At 38.2% G+C, this 13,337-nt stretch carries 15 protein-coding genes; 11 read left to right on the plus strand and 4 right to left on the minus strand.

The window, feature by feature from the left end; all coding sequences use genetic code 11:
* Positions 1-92 precede the first annotated feature (92 nt).
* On the plus strand, positions 93-299 hold the full coding sequence (locus tag RT723_RS15295) for a cold-shock protein (RefSeq protein ID WP_216054989.1): 207 nt from the start codon (positions 93-95) through the stop codon (positions 297-299).
* Between the two features lie 142 nt (positions 300-441).
* On the opposite strand, the gene RT723_RS15300 is transcribed toward RT723_RS15295, so the two are convergent.
* Entirely contained in the window at positions 442-1,182 is a 741-nt protein-coding gene (locus RT723_RS15300) for a hypothetical protein (RefSeq protein WP_315947954.1), read from the minus strand.
* 350 nt (positions 1,183-1,532) lie between these two features.
* On the opposite strand from RT723_RS15300, the gene RT723_RS15305 reads away from it, so the two are divergent.
* From RT723_RS15305 to RT723_RS15320, 4 genes are all read left to right on the plus strand, one after another.
* A complete protein-coding gene (locus tag RT723_RS15305) occupies positions 1,533-1,913 on the plus strand; it encodes a DUF3703 domain-containing protein (RefSeq protein ID WP_315947956.1) in 381 nt (126 codons plus the stop codon).
* Positions 1,910-2,401, plus strand: a complete 492-nt coding sequence (locus RT723_RS15310; protein ID WP_315947958.1) for an AAA family ATPase — start codon at positions 1,910-1,912, stop codon at positions 2,399-2,401. Before RT723_RS15305 ends, RT723_RS15310 begins: the two co-directional genes overlap by 4 nt.
* A 37-nt stretch (positions 2,402-2,438) precedes the next feature.
* Positions 2,439-2,669, plus strand: coding sequence for a hypothetical protein (locus RT723_RS15315; protein ID WP_315947959.1), 231 nt, complete (start codon positions 2,439-2,441; stop codon positions 2,667-2,669).
* Positions 2,670-3,135: 466 nt separating this feature from the next.
* Positions 3,136-4,407 (plus strand): O-acetylhomoserine aminocarboxypropyltransferase/cysteine synthase family protein, encoded by a 1,272-nt coding sequence (locus tag RT723_RS15320; protein ID WP_315947960.1) that lies wholly within the window; start codon positions 3,136-3,138, stop codon positions 4,405-4,407.
* 73 nt (positions 4,408-4,480) lie between these two features.
* Here the strand turns inward: RT723_RS15320 and dxs are convergent, their stop codons facing one another.
* Genes dxs through xseB form a run of 3 tightly spaced genes read right to left on the minus strand, consistent with a single transcriptional unit; the run spans position 4,481 to position 7,568 of the window.
* Positions 4,481-6,370, minus strand: a complete 1,890-nt coding sequence (dxs, locus tag RT723_RS15325) for a 1-deoxy-D-xylulose-5-phosphate synthase (protein WP_315947961.1) — start codon at positions 6,368-6,370, stop codon at positions 4,481-4,483.
* 8 nt (positions 6,371-6,378) lie between these two features.
* A complete protein-coding gene (gene ispA, locus RT723_RS15330; RefSeq protein ID WP_315947962.1) occupies positions 6,379-7,314 on the minus strand; it encodes a (2E,6E)-farnesyl diphosphate synthase in 936 nt (311 codons plus the stop codon).
* Positions 7,315-7,316: 2 nt separating this feature from the next.
* Complete coding sequence (xseB, locus tag RT723_RS15335) at positions 7,317-7,568, minus strand: exodeoxyribonuclease VII small subunit (RefSeq protein ID WP_216054975.1); 252 nt, start codon at positions 7,566-7,568, stop codon at positions 7,317-7,319.
* A 266-nt stretch (positions 7,569-7,834) separates the two neighbouring features.
* On the opposite strand from xseB, the gene pomA reads away from it, so the two are divergent.
* From pomA to RT723_RS15365, 6 genes are all read left to right on the plus strand, one after another.
* Complete coding sequence (gene pomA / locus RT723_RS15340; protein ID WP_216054974.1) at positions 7,835-8,596, plus strand: flagellar motor protein PomA; 762 nt, start codon at positions 7,835-7,837, stop codon at positions 8,594-8,596.
* A 56-nt stretch (positions 8,597-8,652) separates the two neighbouring features.
* Entirely contained in the window at positions 8,653-9,588 is a 936-nt protein-coding gene (locus tag RT723_RS15345; RefSeq protein ID WP_216054973.1) for a flagellar motor protein MotB, read from the plus strand.
* A 187-nt stretch (positions 9,589-9,775) separates the two neighbouring features.
* Positions 9,776-11,230, plus strand: a complete 1,455-nt coding sequence (thiI, locus tag RT723_RS15350; RefSeq protein ID WP_216054972.1) for a tRNA uracil 4-sulfurtransferase ThiI — start codon at positions 9,776-9,778, stop codon at positions 11,228-11,230.
* Between the two features lie 235 nt (positions 11,231-11,465).
* Entirely contained in the window at positions 11,466-11,777 is a 312-nt protein-coding gene (locus RT723_RS15355) for a 4a-hydroxytetrahydrobiopterin dehydratase (protein ID WP_315947963.1), read from the plus strand.
* A 7-nt stretch (positions 11,778-11,784) separates the two neighbouring features.
* Positions 11,785-12,378 carry an acyl carrier protein phosphodiesterase gene (locus tag RT723_RS15360; protein ID WP_315947965.1) on the plus strand — a complete coding sequence of 198 codons (594 nt, stop codon included), beginning with the start codon at positions 11,785-11,787 and terminating at the stop codon, positions 12,376-12,378.
* A gap of 78 nt (positions 12,379-12,456) precedes the next feature.
* Positions 12,457-13,332 (plus strand): HDOD domain-containing protein, encoded by an 876-nt coding sequence (locus RT723_RS15365; RefSeq protein ID WP_315947966.1) that lies wholly within the window; start codon positions 12,457-12,459, stop codon positions 13,330-13,332.
* Positions 13,333-13,337 lie beyond the last annotated feature (5 nt).

Below are 13,337 nucleotides of genomic sequence, written 5' to 3' on the forward strand. Positions count from 1 at the left end.
ACGCGTCACTATTATTAGTTTATTTTAGATTTGACATGTACAATGCAGATGCAAAGTATTGCAATTAACAAATTTAAATTAAAGAGTATATTATGAGTAAAGGTACAGTTAAGTGGTTTAATGCCGATAAAGGTTTCGGATTCATCACTCCAGAAGATGGAAGCAAAGATCTTTTTGTTCACCATTCAGAAATTCAAAGTGGTGGCGGTTACGCAACACTTAACGACGGTCAAGCTGTAGAGTTTGAAGTTGGCGAAGGTCAAAAAGGCCCTTGTGCAAATAAAGTAGTTCCTCTTTAGTATCTAATTACTATTAAGAGACTATGGCGTCATTAGTTTTACTACTGGCGTTTTTTTATGCCTGTTATTTATAAATCTATTCCTTTCGTTTAAAACGTCTTTGCCATTTTTAACCATAATATTCACAGCTTAAGGATGTTGGTTATTGTAACCATTTCGACGTCATATCGGCCCATTGTTTTTTACCTGTAGGTGAACTGAGCCAGTCTTCTATTTCTTTTCTTATGAATGGACTTAATTTGGAGACTAAAATGCTACGCTTAAATTCTTTATTATGGCCTTTTAAGATAAATAAATTATCTGCTATTTCTGGCTTTTTCCGGACTAAGTACCAATAGGTTTGTGCTCCCATAACACCTACTTCACCACGTTTCTTCAACAGCATATCGGGGATTAATACTTCACGTTGAACATTGGCTCGTAAAATATTGTGTTTTTTGAAACTTTCTTCTAATTCAAAATATGTATATCCACGCACGCCTACAAGGGTTTTGTTATGCAATGATGTCACATCTTCGTATACGAGAGATTGGTCATTAGTAATATAGAGCTCTTTGTCGTTGAATAAGTCTTTTATCCAATAAAATTTTGTTTCATTTACATCGTCCATCCAAATAGGATTAGTCCATAAAATTACGCCTCCGGTTTTACTTAACGAATCTAAAGCTCTTCGTTTAGGTAAATAAATAAGATTGTAAGTGTATTTTTTAGAATGTTGGTTTAAGGCATTGATGAAGTCGTAACTCAATCCAATTGAGTTATTGTCAATGGCATATGGCGGTTTATGAATATAGGTATAGAGATCAATGGATTGTTTGTTAGTGGCAAAACTACAACTTGATATAATTAGAATAAAAAACGTTAGTGTTTGTAAGAACTTCATTATATACCAGTTACTTAACAAGATATCATATTATCTAATAGAACAAATTTTAAATATTTACACAATAAAAATAACTATTAAGATAGATAAATCAGTAGTTTACCTAAATGGTTAACAATGTATTTTAATAAATACTTAAACTTACAAAATTAGTATTTTTGTTATTTAATGGAGCCGGTATGTTAGTTAACTTGTTGTCCCTTTTATTTAAGGGCCATGTTTGGGGCAAAAAAAGGGTAAACGATGTCTAATCACTTGTTCTATTACAAGTGCCTTCCATAGACAATAACTCGCAGGAAGTCTTTAGATATGTTTTCACCTGATTACAGGTTCAACCATAGGAAAATACATTGAGTCAATTTTCGAAAAACATAGCACCTTATGTCAGTGATGAAATCATTAAAGCCACTCAAGCCCAGAAAATTGGTGAGTTTGCTACTGCATTTACACATTTAGAGAATGCTCACGTACTAGGTCAAGAATCTACCTATTGGCATGTGAAAGTGCATTATCTCATGATGCTTTGGGGGATTCGACAAGCCAATGTAGGTGAAACATTTGGCCAGTTATTAAGAATTATTGGTGCGGCATTATTAACGGCAATAAAAGGTGTGCCTGTCGGTAATACCGGTGGAAGTGACGTTAGTCCGCTTAAAGTTATGCCGATAAAACAAGAACATGCTGAACTAATAGCCAAAGCGAAAGAAGCGAGAAATAGGCGTATTTTATGAGTAAAGTCTTAATATTTGGTAACTCAGGTTCGGGTAAATCAACGCTAGCAAAAAAATATTGTTTAAAAAATAAAGCCGTACATTTGGACTTAGATACAATTGCTTGGCAACAACCTGAGTCTCCTGACAAACCACCAATGAGAATGGCGCTTTGTGATTCAAAACAATACATACACAACTTTATAACTGAAAATGAAAACTGGGTTATTGAAGGGTGTTACGCAGATTTGTTAGCAATGGTCATAGAGCAAGCTGACGAAATGATCTTTTTAAATTTGCCGGTAGATGCATGTATACAAAATGCAAAACAACGACCTTGGGAGCCGCATAAATATGAATCTAAAGCCGCGCAAGATGCCAACTTAGAAATGTTGATTAATTGGATTTCTCAATATCCAGAACGTGATGACTGTTTTTCCGAGCAAGCCCACATTCAGTTGTTTAATGGCTTTGATGGGAAAAAGCAAATGATGACGAGTAACCACTAGTTATTGTTAAATAACATGGTGAATAGCAGAGATCCATATGAAGACTACTTTAAATAAAGATGTAATTGTTATCAGTCCAAGCCAAAAAGCAACTGTCGAGAAATGTGACCAAAGTTTGTATCAGCGCTTAGATAGAAACTATAACCAGTTTGTAGATCATAAGTTGGTATCATGCCACGAATTTGAGCAAGATTGGACGAATTGGGAGATACACCCTAATGGTGATGAAGTCATTGTTTTGTTAGGGGGAAAGCAACCTTTATATTAGATTTGCCTGATGGTCATGAGTGTACTGATTTAGAAGAAGAGGGGAGCGTTATTATCATTCCCCAAAATATCTGGCATACGGTAAAAACCAAAGTGAAAACTAAACTCTTATTCATCACCCCTGGTGAAGGCACACGACACAAAAGTGTATGAAACCCATCCCAAATGCGATGACTTGTCCGGGTAAAATAATCACCTTTTATCTTAATATCCTCGGATCTTGCTGGTTAACTAACCCTCTTAATCTGCGACAGCCACTCATTGAACATATGATATAGCTTTACGCTCATAGGTTAACGGTTAAAACAGATTGTTTCTGTTATAAACTCTTGTTAAGTTGATTAATATTAATTCACAAAATCAAAATATAAATTCATTTTTTTTGCGCGCAAGGAATACATTTTAGGTTAACTAAATAACCTAATCTTTGTTGTGCACAGAGCATAATTAACAGGAGAATAATTAAAATGAAACTTGAGTCCATTGCCTTACACGAAGGTTACAAATCAGAAGAAACAACTAAAGCAGCAGCAGTTCCAATTTACCAAACTACCTCTTTTACGTTTGATAATACCCAGCATGGAGCTGATTTATTTGACCTTAAAGTACCGGGCAATATATACACGCGTATAATGAACCCAACCACCGATGTGTTAGAGAAACGGGTTGCAGCAATGGAAGGGGGCATCGCCGCATTATGCGTTGCTTCAGGAATGGCTGCTATCACGTATGCCATTGAGTGTATTTGTGAATCAGGTGATAATATAGTTAGTACTAGCCAACTGTATGGCGGTACGTATAACTTCTTTGCTCATTCTTTACCAAGACAAGGTATTGAAGCACGTATGGTGTCATGTGATGACTTTGACGGCTTTGATGCTGCTATTGATGACAATACCAAAGCAATCTTTTGTGAGTCGATAGGCAACCCTGCTGGCAATATTGTTGATATCAAACGTTTAGCTGAAATTGCTCATAAACATGGTGTTCCACTTATTGTTGATAATACGGTTGCCACGCCGTTTTTATGCCGCCCATTTGAGTTAGGCGCAGACATAGTTGTGCATTCTCTGACTAAATACATTGGTGGACATGGTACGTCCATTGGCGGTGCAATAGTTGACTCTGGTAAGTTTGATTGGGTAGCGAATAAAGCCCGTTTTCCAGTATTAAATCAACCAGACCCTTCTTATCATGATGTTGTATATACCGAGGCGTTAGGTGCTGCTGCCTATATTGGACGTTGTCGTGTTGTGCCACTTAGAAATACAGGCGCTGCTATATCACCTATGAATGCGTTCCAAATTATGCAAGGGTTAGAAACTCTTGGTTTGAGAATGGAACGTCATTGTGAAAATGCTGAAAAACTGGCTGCATTCTTACAACAACATAAAAAAGTAAAATGGGTTAATTACGCAGCATTGCCAGAAAGCCCGTATTATGAAAAATGCAAAGAGATCACAAATTCCAAAGCCTCTGGTATTTTAAGTTTTGGACTTGAAGGTGGCATTGAAGCCTGTTCAAAATTTATCGACTCACTTGGGATGATTTTACGCTTAGTGAATATAGGTGATGCTAAATCATTGGCTTGTCATCCAGCTTCTACAACCCATCGTCAGCTAAACGAAAAAGAGTTAGCTTCTGCAGGTGTCAGCGCTGACCTTATTAGAATCTCTGTGGGTATCGAACATATAGACGATATCATCGCAGATGTTAGCCAAGCGTTAGATAAGGCATAGAAGTAAGATTAATAAGGAAAAGTAAGTTGGCTAATCTCGTTTAATAACGGTTTAGCCAACTTATTAATGACATTTATCGATTAATAAAAGTTTCTATCTGTTGTTGTAACCCTTTAGCATCTAACAAGAGTTCTTGGTAAATTTCTTCTTGGGTACCGTGTTTAATAAACTGATCAGGTAAGCCAATATTTAATACCGAGTTATTAAATCCTTTAGCGTTAAGGTATTCATTAACCCCAGAACCCGCTCCGCCTGCAATGGCATTGTCTTCAATAGTGACAATGGTCTTGTATTGAGCTGCAACTTTATCTAATAAAGCTAAGTCCATTGGTTTAACAAATCGCATATCAACCACGGATGCATATAATTGTTCAGCGGCAATCTCAGCTTCAGCCAAAAACGTTCCAAAGTTTAAAATAACTAATTTATCTTGTGCGGTTTCAGACACGATATTGGCTTTGCCAATTTCAAGCTCAACCATAATTTTTTGCGCTTCAACACCACGGCCTACACCTCTAGGGTATCGAACCGCAGCTGGTTTATCTAATATGTGACCCGTGTATAACATTTGACGACATTCATTTTCATCGCTTGGTGTCATAATCACTAAGTTTGGAATGCAACGTAAAAAGCTTAAATCAAATGTGCCTTGGTGAGTTGGACCGTCGGCACCTACAATACCGGCTCTATCAATGGCAAATAATACAGGTAAATTCATGATGGCTACATCATGGATTAATTGATCATAAGCGCGTTGCAAGAAACTAGAATAGATAGCCACAACCGGATTAAATCCTTCACAGGCTAATCCCGCGGCATAAGTAACGGCATGTTGTTCTGCAATGGCTACATCAAAGTATTGTTCTGGGAACTGTTTAGAAAAGGCAACCATACCAGAGCCTTCACGCATGGCTGGTGTCACAGCCATTAATTTAGGATCTTGTCCCGCCATATCACATAACCAATCCCCAAATATTTTAGAATAAGTTGGTTGGCTATTTTTAGATGCAGGTAAAGACGTTAACGCCGGATCAAATTTAGGCACGGCATGGTATTTAATTGGATCTTGTTCGGCAGGTTCATAACCTTTGCCTTTTTTGGTCACTATATGTAAAAACTGTGGGCCAGATAAATTACGCATGTTACGTAGGGTATCGACCAGACCTTTTACATCGTGCCCGTCAATTGGACCAATATAATTAAAACCAAGTTCTTCAAATATCGTACTTGGTACAACCATGCCTTTTAAATGTTCTTCGGCACGTCCGGCTAATTCTTTGATTGGAGGAAGGCCACTTAACAGTTTTTTGCTGCTTTCTCTAAACGTAGTATAAAGGCTGCCAGAAAGCAGTTTAGCCATGTGGCTATTTAACGCACCTACGTTTTCAGAAATAGACATGTCGTTATCATTAAGGACAACTAACATATCCGGTTTAATATCACCTGCATGATTCATCGCTTCAAAAGCCATACCTGCCGTCATAGCACCATCGCCAATAACCGCACAGACTTTTCTGATGTCTTGGCTTGGATCAGCTTTATGGGCCGCTTGTGCACCAACAGCCATGCCTAATGCCGCACTAATAGACGTTGAAGAATGACCCACACTTAACGTGTCGTATTCACTTTCTTCACGCCAAGGGAATGGATGAAGTCCGTCTTTTTGACGAATACTATGAATTTGATCGGCTCGGCCGGTAATAATTTTGTGCGGGTAAGCTTGATGACCTACATCCCAAATTATTCGGTCGTACGGAGTGTTATATACGTAATGTAACGCAACAGTGAGTTCTACTGTGCCAAGTCCTGAGGCAAAATGGCCTGAACTTTTACTTACCGAACTTAATAAATAGTCGCGTAACTCTTTGCATACTAAGCCCAACTGTTCTTGAGGGACTTTACGTAACTGCGGAGGGGTTAACGCTTTTTGTAAATTCGGGTAATTTGAAATGTCTACTGTCATAAGTGAACTTAATGGTCTCGTTCAATGATGTAATAAGCGAGTTGCTCTAATTGCTGCGTATTGTACGGTAATTGTTGCAAAGCGTGTACTGCTTGCGTAATTAAATTTTTAGCTTTTATTCTGGCACCGTCAAGCCCAAGCAACGCAGGATAGGTGGTTTTATTTGCAGCCACATCGGAACCTTGCGGTTTACCTAAGGTAAGAGTGTCTGAAGTGATGTCTAATACATCATCCCAAACTTGAAATGCCAGTCCAATAGCATCGGCATATTGACTTAAAATTTCAATCTCTTGTTCGTTAGCGTTACCACAAGTGGCACCCAATAATACTGCTGACTTGATCAGGGCACCTGTTTTTAAACGATGCATTTCTTTTAAATTAATTAATAAAACATCGGTTTCTAATTTAGTGGTATTTAATGTATTGGTTTGTTGCAAGTCAATTGATTGTCCAGCACACATGTCCGTTGCGGCTTGGGTTAATAAGCTAAACATCTTTACAATCTGGGGCGCAGTCACTTGCTGGTAATCATGTGAAGATAAAACATTAAATGCAAAAGACTGCAGGGTATCACCGGCTAAAATTGCAGTGGCTTCATCAAATTTGATATGACAGGTTGGACTGCCTCGTCGCAATTCGTCATCATCCATCGCTGGAAGATCATCATGGATCAAGCTATAAGTATGGATGGCTTCTAATGCAGCGGCTGGCGCATCTAAGTCGTGCAAGTCTGCTTTGAATAATCCGCCCGTGGCATAAACCAAAAATGGGCGAAGGCGCTTGCCGCCTAATAACAACGAATATTCCATTGCCTCTTTTAAGATGATTTCATCAACTGTGGCAGCACTTAACACTTGTGTTAAGAACTGCTCAATTCTTGTTTTATATTGAACAATCGCGTCTTGTAATCCAATATTAGATGAATCTTGTTCTGGTAACCCCATGGTTAACCTTCACCAAGCGCTTGTTCGTTAGCCGCAAAAGGTTGCAGTTCCAACTGGTCTTGTTTGGCCATCAGTATTTGCACTTTTTGCTCTGCTTCTTGCAGTTTTGACTGGCTTAGACGAGTTAATTCTATTCCGCGTTCAAATAACGCTAGAGATTGTTCTAGCTCAAGATCACCGGACTCAAGTTGAGATACTATGTTTTCTAGTTCACTAATTGCAGTTTCAAATGAAACGGATTTTTTGGTTGTCATGTTAACCTTAATTCAATTGCTCGCCAGTTGAAAATTAGCTGTGTAAATTACAGTACAAGGGGTGTTTATTCAATCAGAATCCATTAATATTGAGATAAGTGGTCTAAAGTTTAACCAGTTAACAATATAAGCGTTTGAATATATTTAAGTTGCAGGAAAATCTGTCGATAATTAAAGTGTTAGAGTCTGTTTCTGGCGAACCATATTTTATTATTTGTAGACTTGAGCTAACGGGTAATACATCAACCAACAACTAGGAGTTAAAAGTGGATATCGCAACGATTGTTGGAATAATTGGCGCTATCGGTTTCATTGTCATGGCAATGATCATGGGTGGCGGGTTAGGAATGTTTATCGATGTTCCATCGGTTGCTATCGTTTTTGGTGGGTCAACCTTTGTTTTGTTAGCAAACTACACATTAACTCAATTTATCAGCGCAGGTAAAATTGCCGGTAAAGCCTTCTCATTCAAAATTGAAACGCCTGAAGAACTCATCGAAAAAATTGTTGAACTTGCCGATGCTGCCAGAAAAGGTGGTTTTTTAGCGTTAGAAGAAGCTGAAATCTCTAATGATTTTTTACAAAAAGGTGTCGACCTATTAGTTGATGGCCATGATGGTGATGTTGTTCGTGCCACCTTATCTAAAGATATATCGTTAACCACAGAACGTCATGATTTAGGCGCGGGTATCTTCAAAACCTTAGGGGACATTGGTCCAGCGATGGGGATGATAGGAACTTTGGTTGGTTTGGTTGCTATGTTATCAAACATGGATGACCCAAAATCAATTGGACCTGCGATGGCGGTTGCTTTGTTAACAACATTATACGGTGCCTTTTTGGCCAACGTAATCGCATTGCCTATGTCGAATAAATTAGGATTACGCGGACAAGAAGAAAAACTAAATCAAAGTTTGATCATGGATGGTGTGTTAGGCATTCAAGATGGTCAAAATCCAAAAGTCATTGAAGGTGTATTACGTAACTATTTACCAGCATCAAAACGTGAAGTGAACACAGAAGAATAGTAGGGCAAGTCCCGATTGTTTAAACGTGTTGCCCCTTAAACTGAACTGAGAATAGAATGTCTGAAGAAGAATGCCCAAAATGTCCTCCCGAAGGTCTGCCCGCATGGATGGGAACCTTCGCCGATCTCATGTCATTGTTGATGTGTTTCTTCGTATTGTTATTATCCTTCGCGGAAATGGACGTATTAAAGTTTAAACAAATAGCGGGCTCAATGAAGTTTGCTTTTGGTGTTCAAAACAAACTTGAAGTTAAAGATATCCCAAAAGGGACCTCAGTTATTGCCCAAGAGTTTCGCCCAGGTCGCCCTGATCCAACCCCTATTCCTATTTTGCAGCAACAAACCATAGAGATCACCCAACAAGTATTAGAGTTTGAAGAAGGTGAAGATGAATCTGCTGGTGGACGCCAAGAGCAAACCGCAGAACTTCGTGGTGGAATGAGTTCTGCAACCGCAGAATCTGAATCAGAAAGTTCATCAGAAGCAGCCGCTGAGCAAGAAGAAGTTAATGAGTTAATGAAAAAAGTGGCTCAACAACTTGAACAAGAAATTATCGATGGCGCGATAGAATTAGAATCGTTAGGCCAACAGATAATAATTCGAATTCGTGAAAATGGGGCTTTCCCATCAGGCTCGGCGTATTTACAAAATCAATTTAAACCTATTGTCAGAAAGATCGCTATTTTGTTGAATGATGTGCCAGGTGAAGTGACCGTCTCTGGACATTCGGATGATATAAATGTGACTAATGAATTGTTTTCAAGCAATTGGGAATTATCTTCAAAACGCGCTGTGGCGGTGGCAATTGAAATGCTTAATGCACCAGGCTTTGATAAATCTAGACTAATAATTACGGGCCATGCGGATACGCGCCCATTAGTTCCAAATGACTCGGAAGTGAACCGTAAACGTAATCGTCGGGTAGAGATCTCTATCATGCAAGGTAAAGCTATGGAGTCCGACCCAATTAGAATGAGTAACGTACAAGAATAGCTGTGGTTAATTGCAGCTATTTCTTATAACACCATCTATGTTATTGAAGTTGGTGTTAATTCTCTCTACGCTTTTCCACACCGCCAATCAAGTGTATAATCTCGCCAATTTTTAGGTCTAGCCTACTTGCATGCCAATTGAATCCTTTCAAACATTGGTAATGTGGTTACAACACCAATGAGAAGTTATGAGATTAATCGTAAAATACCATCCAGAAATAAACATTAAAAGTCGCTCAGTACGTAAGCGCTTTAGCAAATTATTAGAGTCAAATATACGCGTTATTGTTAAGCGTATTTATGAGTCGGCGCATGTAATCGCTCGCTGGAGTGATGTGGTTATTGAGACACCTGATTTATCCCGTGAATTAGAGCTGGAGATCATAGACGCGGTGTCTCGTATTCCCGGTGTCGATCAATACAATGAAGTGGTTGAATATCCATTTGTTGATTTTGATACTGCATTTAAAGATGTTGCTCGCCATTGGCAAAGTGAAATAGAGGGTAAAACTTTTTGTGTCCGTATTAAACGTTCAGGAACACATGATTTTACTTCGTCTGAATTAGAGCGTTATATCGGTGGTGGATTAAATCAAGCCGTTGAGTCGGCTAAAGTTTCTTTAAGAAAACCGGAGATAACCGTTAAAGCTGAATTACGTGAAGACCGTTTTCAAGTCATTAAAACGCATCATAAAGGTTTAGGCGGTATGCCTCTTCCTACCCAAGAAGATGTTCTGTCTTTGATTTCAGGTGGTTTTGATTCAGGTGTTGCCACTTATCATTTGATGCGCCGAGGTGCTCGTACTCATTTCTGCTTCTTTAACTTAGGTGGTAAAGAACATGAGATTGGTGTTAAACAAGTATCTTATGAAATTTGGAAACGTTACAGCAGCTCACATAAAACTAAGTTCATCGCCGTTGATTTTGATCCAGTAGTAGCCGAGATATTAACTAAAATAGATAACGGATTAATGGGTGTTGTCCTTAAACGCATGATGATGCGAGCTGCATCACAAGTAGCAGACCGTTTAGGCATTAAAGCATTAGTGACTGGTGAAAGTTTAGGGCAGGTTTCTAGCCAAACGTTAACAAACTTAAATGTAATTGACCGCGTAACAGAAACTCTTATTTTGCGTCCTCTTATCCATTTGGATAAAGCGGAGATTATTGATACTTCTCGTAAAATAGGTACGCACGATTTTGCTGCGGCCATGCCAGAATATTGTGGTGTTATCTCTAAAAAACCAACAACCCGTGCAGTGTTATCAGAGATTATTGCAGCGGAATCAAACTTTGATATGAGTATCTTAGATGATGCGGTGAATAATGCGGATGTAATGGATATTCGTGATATCGCCAAACAAGCCGCTGAAGAAGTTCAAGAGCTTGAACAAGTCACTGAGCTGCCTGTTGATGCGGTTGTGGTTGATGTGCGGAGTCCTGATGAAACCGACGATTCACCATTAGTTTTAGAAGGGATTGAAGTCATTGAAATACCATTCTTTAAACTAGCGACCAAGTTTGGTGACTTAGATCAGAGCAAACCTTACTTCCTATATTGTGATCGTGGAGTGATGAGCCGTTTACAAGCTTTATTATTGCACGAAAATGGCTTTAAAACGGTTAAGGTTTATCGTAAATAATTATTGTTTTATTGGATAAATAATCAATAAATGAGCGATCCGTTAGCAATAACGCGATCGCTTTTTTGTACTTAAACATCCCTTTACCATTTTCATAGATAAAAATTGCAAAGGGATGCTGTAGATAGAAGTGTACATTTGCAATCGACTAGCGTTAACTTTCAATGAGGGAGAAGTATTAATTCTCTTTATCCCTTGGCATCATAAGCATATAGATAAAATTATTGGAATAAATATGGCTGCAATAAAACAAACAGAACAAGAGATCATTGAGCAATTAGCTGACATAAATAACTCGTTACCAGACGATAAACAATGGGCTATTATTGACGGTAAACTGCAAAAGCAGTTTGTATTTAAAAATTTTATTCAGGCATTTGGTTGGATGACACAAGTAGCCATGCACGCTGAAAAGTTAATCCATCATCCAGAGTGGTTTAATGTTTGGAATAAAGTTGATGTTAAATTAACCACTCATGACGTTGGTGGGTTGTCCGATTTAGACTTTAAAATGATTAAACGTATGGAAAAGTTGTTAGAACAATAAGCGCATTATGAATTACTTAGCCCATGTGCACTTAGCAAACGTCACAAATACTTCTAAAACAGGCAGTTTATTAGGCGATTTTGTGAAAGGGCAAGTCAGTGGGCTAAATTTTGATAATGAAATTAAACAAGGTATTCAATTACACCGCTCAATCGATTCGTTCACAGATGCTCACCGCTATACAAGATCATTAACCGTGCAACTTGGTAAATTAAGACGTTACGGCGGGATTATTATTGACGTTTTGTATGATCATCAGCTGGCGTTAAATTTTGATCAATTTCATCACCAGTCACTTAATCGTTTTGCCAAAGAGTGTTATGCAGAGTTAGATACAGAGCTTGCCGCGTTACCTGACTCTTATGTAAAAACAGTCAAGGAAATGAAACAGATGGATTGGTTATCCGGTTATGGCGAATTGCCTAACATTGAACGTGCTTTGATTGGCATTAGTAAGCGTTTAAAAAGGCCTGTAGATTTAACGCAATGTCTTGATTGGTATCAAACTAATCAAGATAACATTGAGTTAGGATTTAGTGAGTTTTATACAGATTTAATTAATTTTGCTTGCAAGCAGGTGATGAATAATAGTAAAAACTGACTATAGTCAAAAAGATAACTCTCTCACCTCTTTTCTGTAGTTAGAGTTTGTTATTAAATTAACTTAAGGGGGCGTTAGATGAAATCCGATAACATGGACGAAAAAATTAATAATCTTCCCATGTTACCAACTATCGTTGTGAAACTGATGACCTTGTCACCGCAAGATAATGCTTACTTTGATAAGGTATTAGAGTACGCAGAACAAGATCCATTATTAGCTCTCAAAATTATTAAAATTAGTAATTCCGTTAAATATAGTTCGGTTAAACCGGTATTGAATCTCAAAGAAGCAATCATCCGCCTGGGGGTAAATGAAATTCATGGGTTAGTGGCTTCAATTGCGGTTACTAAAGTATTTGTTCCTAACTCTCCTGCAGAAAAACGATTGTGGCAGCATTCCATTCAAGTGGCCTTTGTTGCACGTATGTTAGCTAACAAGCAGCCTGAACTAGAACTCGATGCGGAAAAAGCCTATCTATGTGGCTTATTTCATGATCTCGGTTTATTTTTACGTTTTGAACAAGACCAGGAAGAGTTTAATCATATTGATGATTTTGTTTGGTCTACACCAAAACAGCATTTAATCGCCGAAAAACAGTTATTTGCACAAAGTCATAATGAATTGAGCTGTAAAATTTGCAGAGCTTGGGGCACTCCGTCTCCTATTCCTGAAATTGTGTTACTGCATCACACTTATCAACTTCCTGCCAAAGTGACGGTGCATCCTAAATTAACCAATATGATCCGAATTTTACAATTAGCTGATATTTGTAGTGAAATGTTTCGAGTTGGCGACGGTAATAGTGCCGAATTGGTGGTCGAAGCTATAAATGAAGCACCAAATTTAAAATTATGGTGCGATAGTAACGCAGAGTTATACGCTATTATTGATGCTAGACTGTCGACTTGTATGATTGACGCTGAGCATGTCTATAAACAATTAGGGATTTAATAAAA

The organism is Psychrosphaera aquimarina (assembly GCF_032461525.1).
Classification (GTDB): Bacteria; Pseudomonadota; Gammaproteobacteria; order Enterobacterales; family Alteromonadaceae; genus Psychrosphaera; species Psychrosphaera aquimarina.

Excerpts from the sequence above, each read along its gene's own strand:
- RT723_RS15345 (WP_216054973.1), top strand. The coding sequence starts at position 8,653 with ATGTCTGAAGAAGAATGCCCAAAATGTCCTCCCGAAGGTCTGCCCGCA.
- dxs (WP_315947961.1), bottom strand. The coding sequence starts at position 6,370 with ATGACAGTAGACATTTCAAATTACCCGAATTTACAAAAAGCGTTAACC.
- RT723_RS15310 (WP_315947958.1), top strand. The coding sequence starts at position 1,910 with ATGAGTAAAGTCTTAATATTTGGTAACTCAGGTTCGGGTAAATCAACG.
- RT723_RS15300 (WP_315947954.1), bottom strand. The coding sequence starts at position 1,182 with ATGAAGTTCTTACAAACACTAACGTTTTTTATTCTAATTATATCAAGT.
- ispA (WP_315947962.1), bottom strand. The coding sequence starts at position 7,314 with ATGGGGTTACCAGAACAAGATTCATCTAATATTGGATTACAAGACGCG.
- RT723_RS15295 (WP_216054989.1), top strand. The coding sequence starts at position 93 with ATGAGTAAAGGTACAGTTAAGTGGTTTAATGCCGATAAAGGTTTCGGA.
- RT723_RS15315 (WP_315947959.1), top strand. The coding sequence starts at position 2,439 with ATGAAGACTACTTTAAATAAAGATGTAATTGTTATCAGTCCAAGCCAA.
- RT723_RS15360 (WP_315947965.1), top strand. The coding sequence starts at position 11,785 with ATGAATTACTTAGCCCATGTGCACTTAGCAAACGTCACAAATACTTCT.
- RT723_RS15365 (WP_315947966.1), top strand. The coding sequence starts at position 12,457 with ATGAAATCCGATAACATGGACGAAAAAATTAATAATCTTCCCATGTTA.
- thiI (WP_216054972.1), top strand. The coding sequence starts at position 9,776 with ATGAGATTAATCGTAAAATACCATCCAGAAATAAACATTAAAAGTCGC.
- RT723_RS15320 (WP_315947960.1), top strand. The coding sequence starts at position 3,136 with ATGAAACTTGAGTCCATTGCCTTACACGAAGGTTACAAATCAGAAGAA.
- RT723_RS15355 (WP_315947963.1), top strand. The coding sequence starts at position 11,466 with ATGGCTGCAATAAAACAAACAGAACAAGAGATCATTGAGCAATTAGCT.
- xseB (WP_216054975.1), bottom strand. The coding sequence starts at position 7,568 with ATGACAACCAAAAAATCCGTTTCATTTGAAACTGCAATTAGTGAACTA.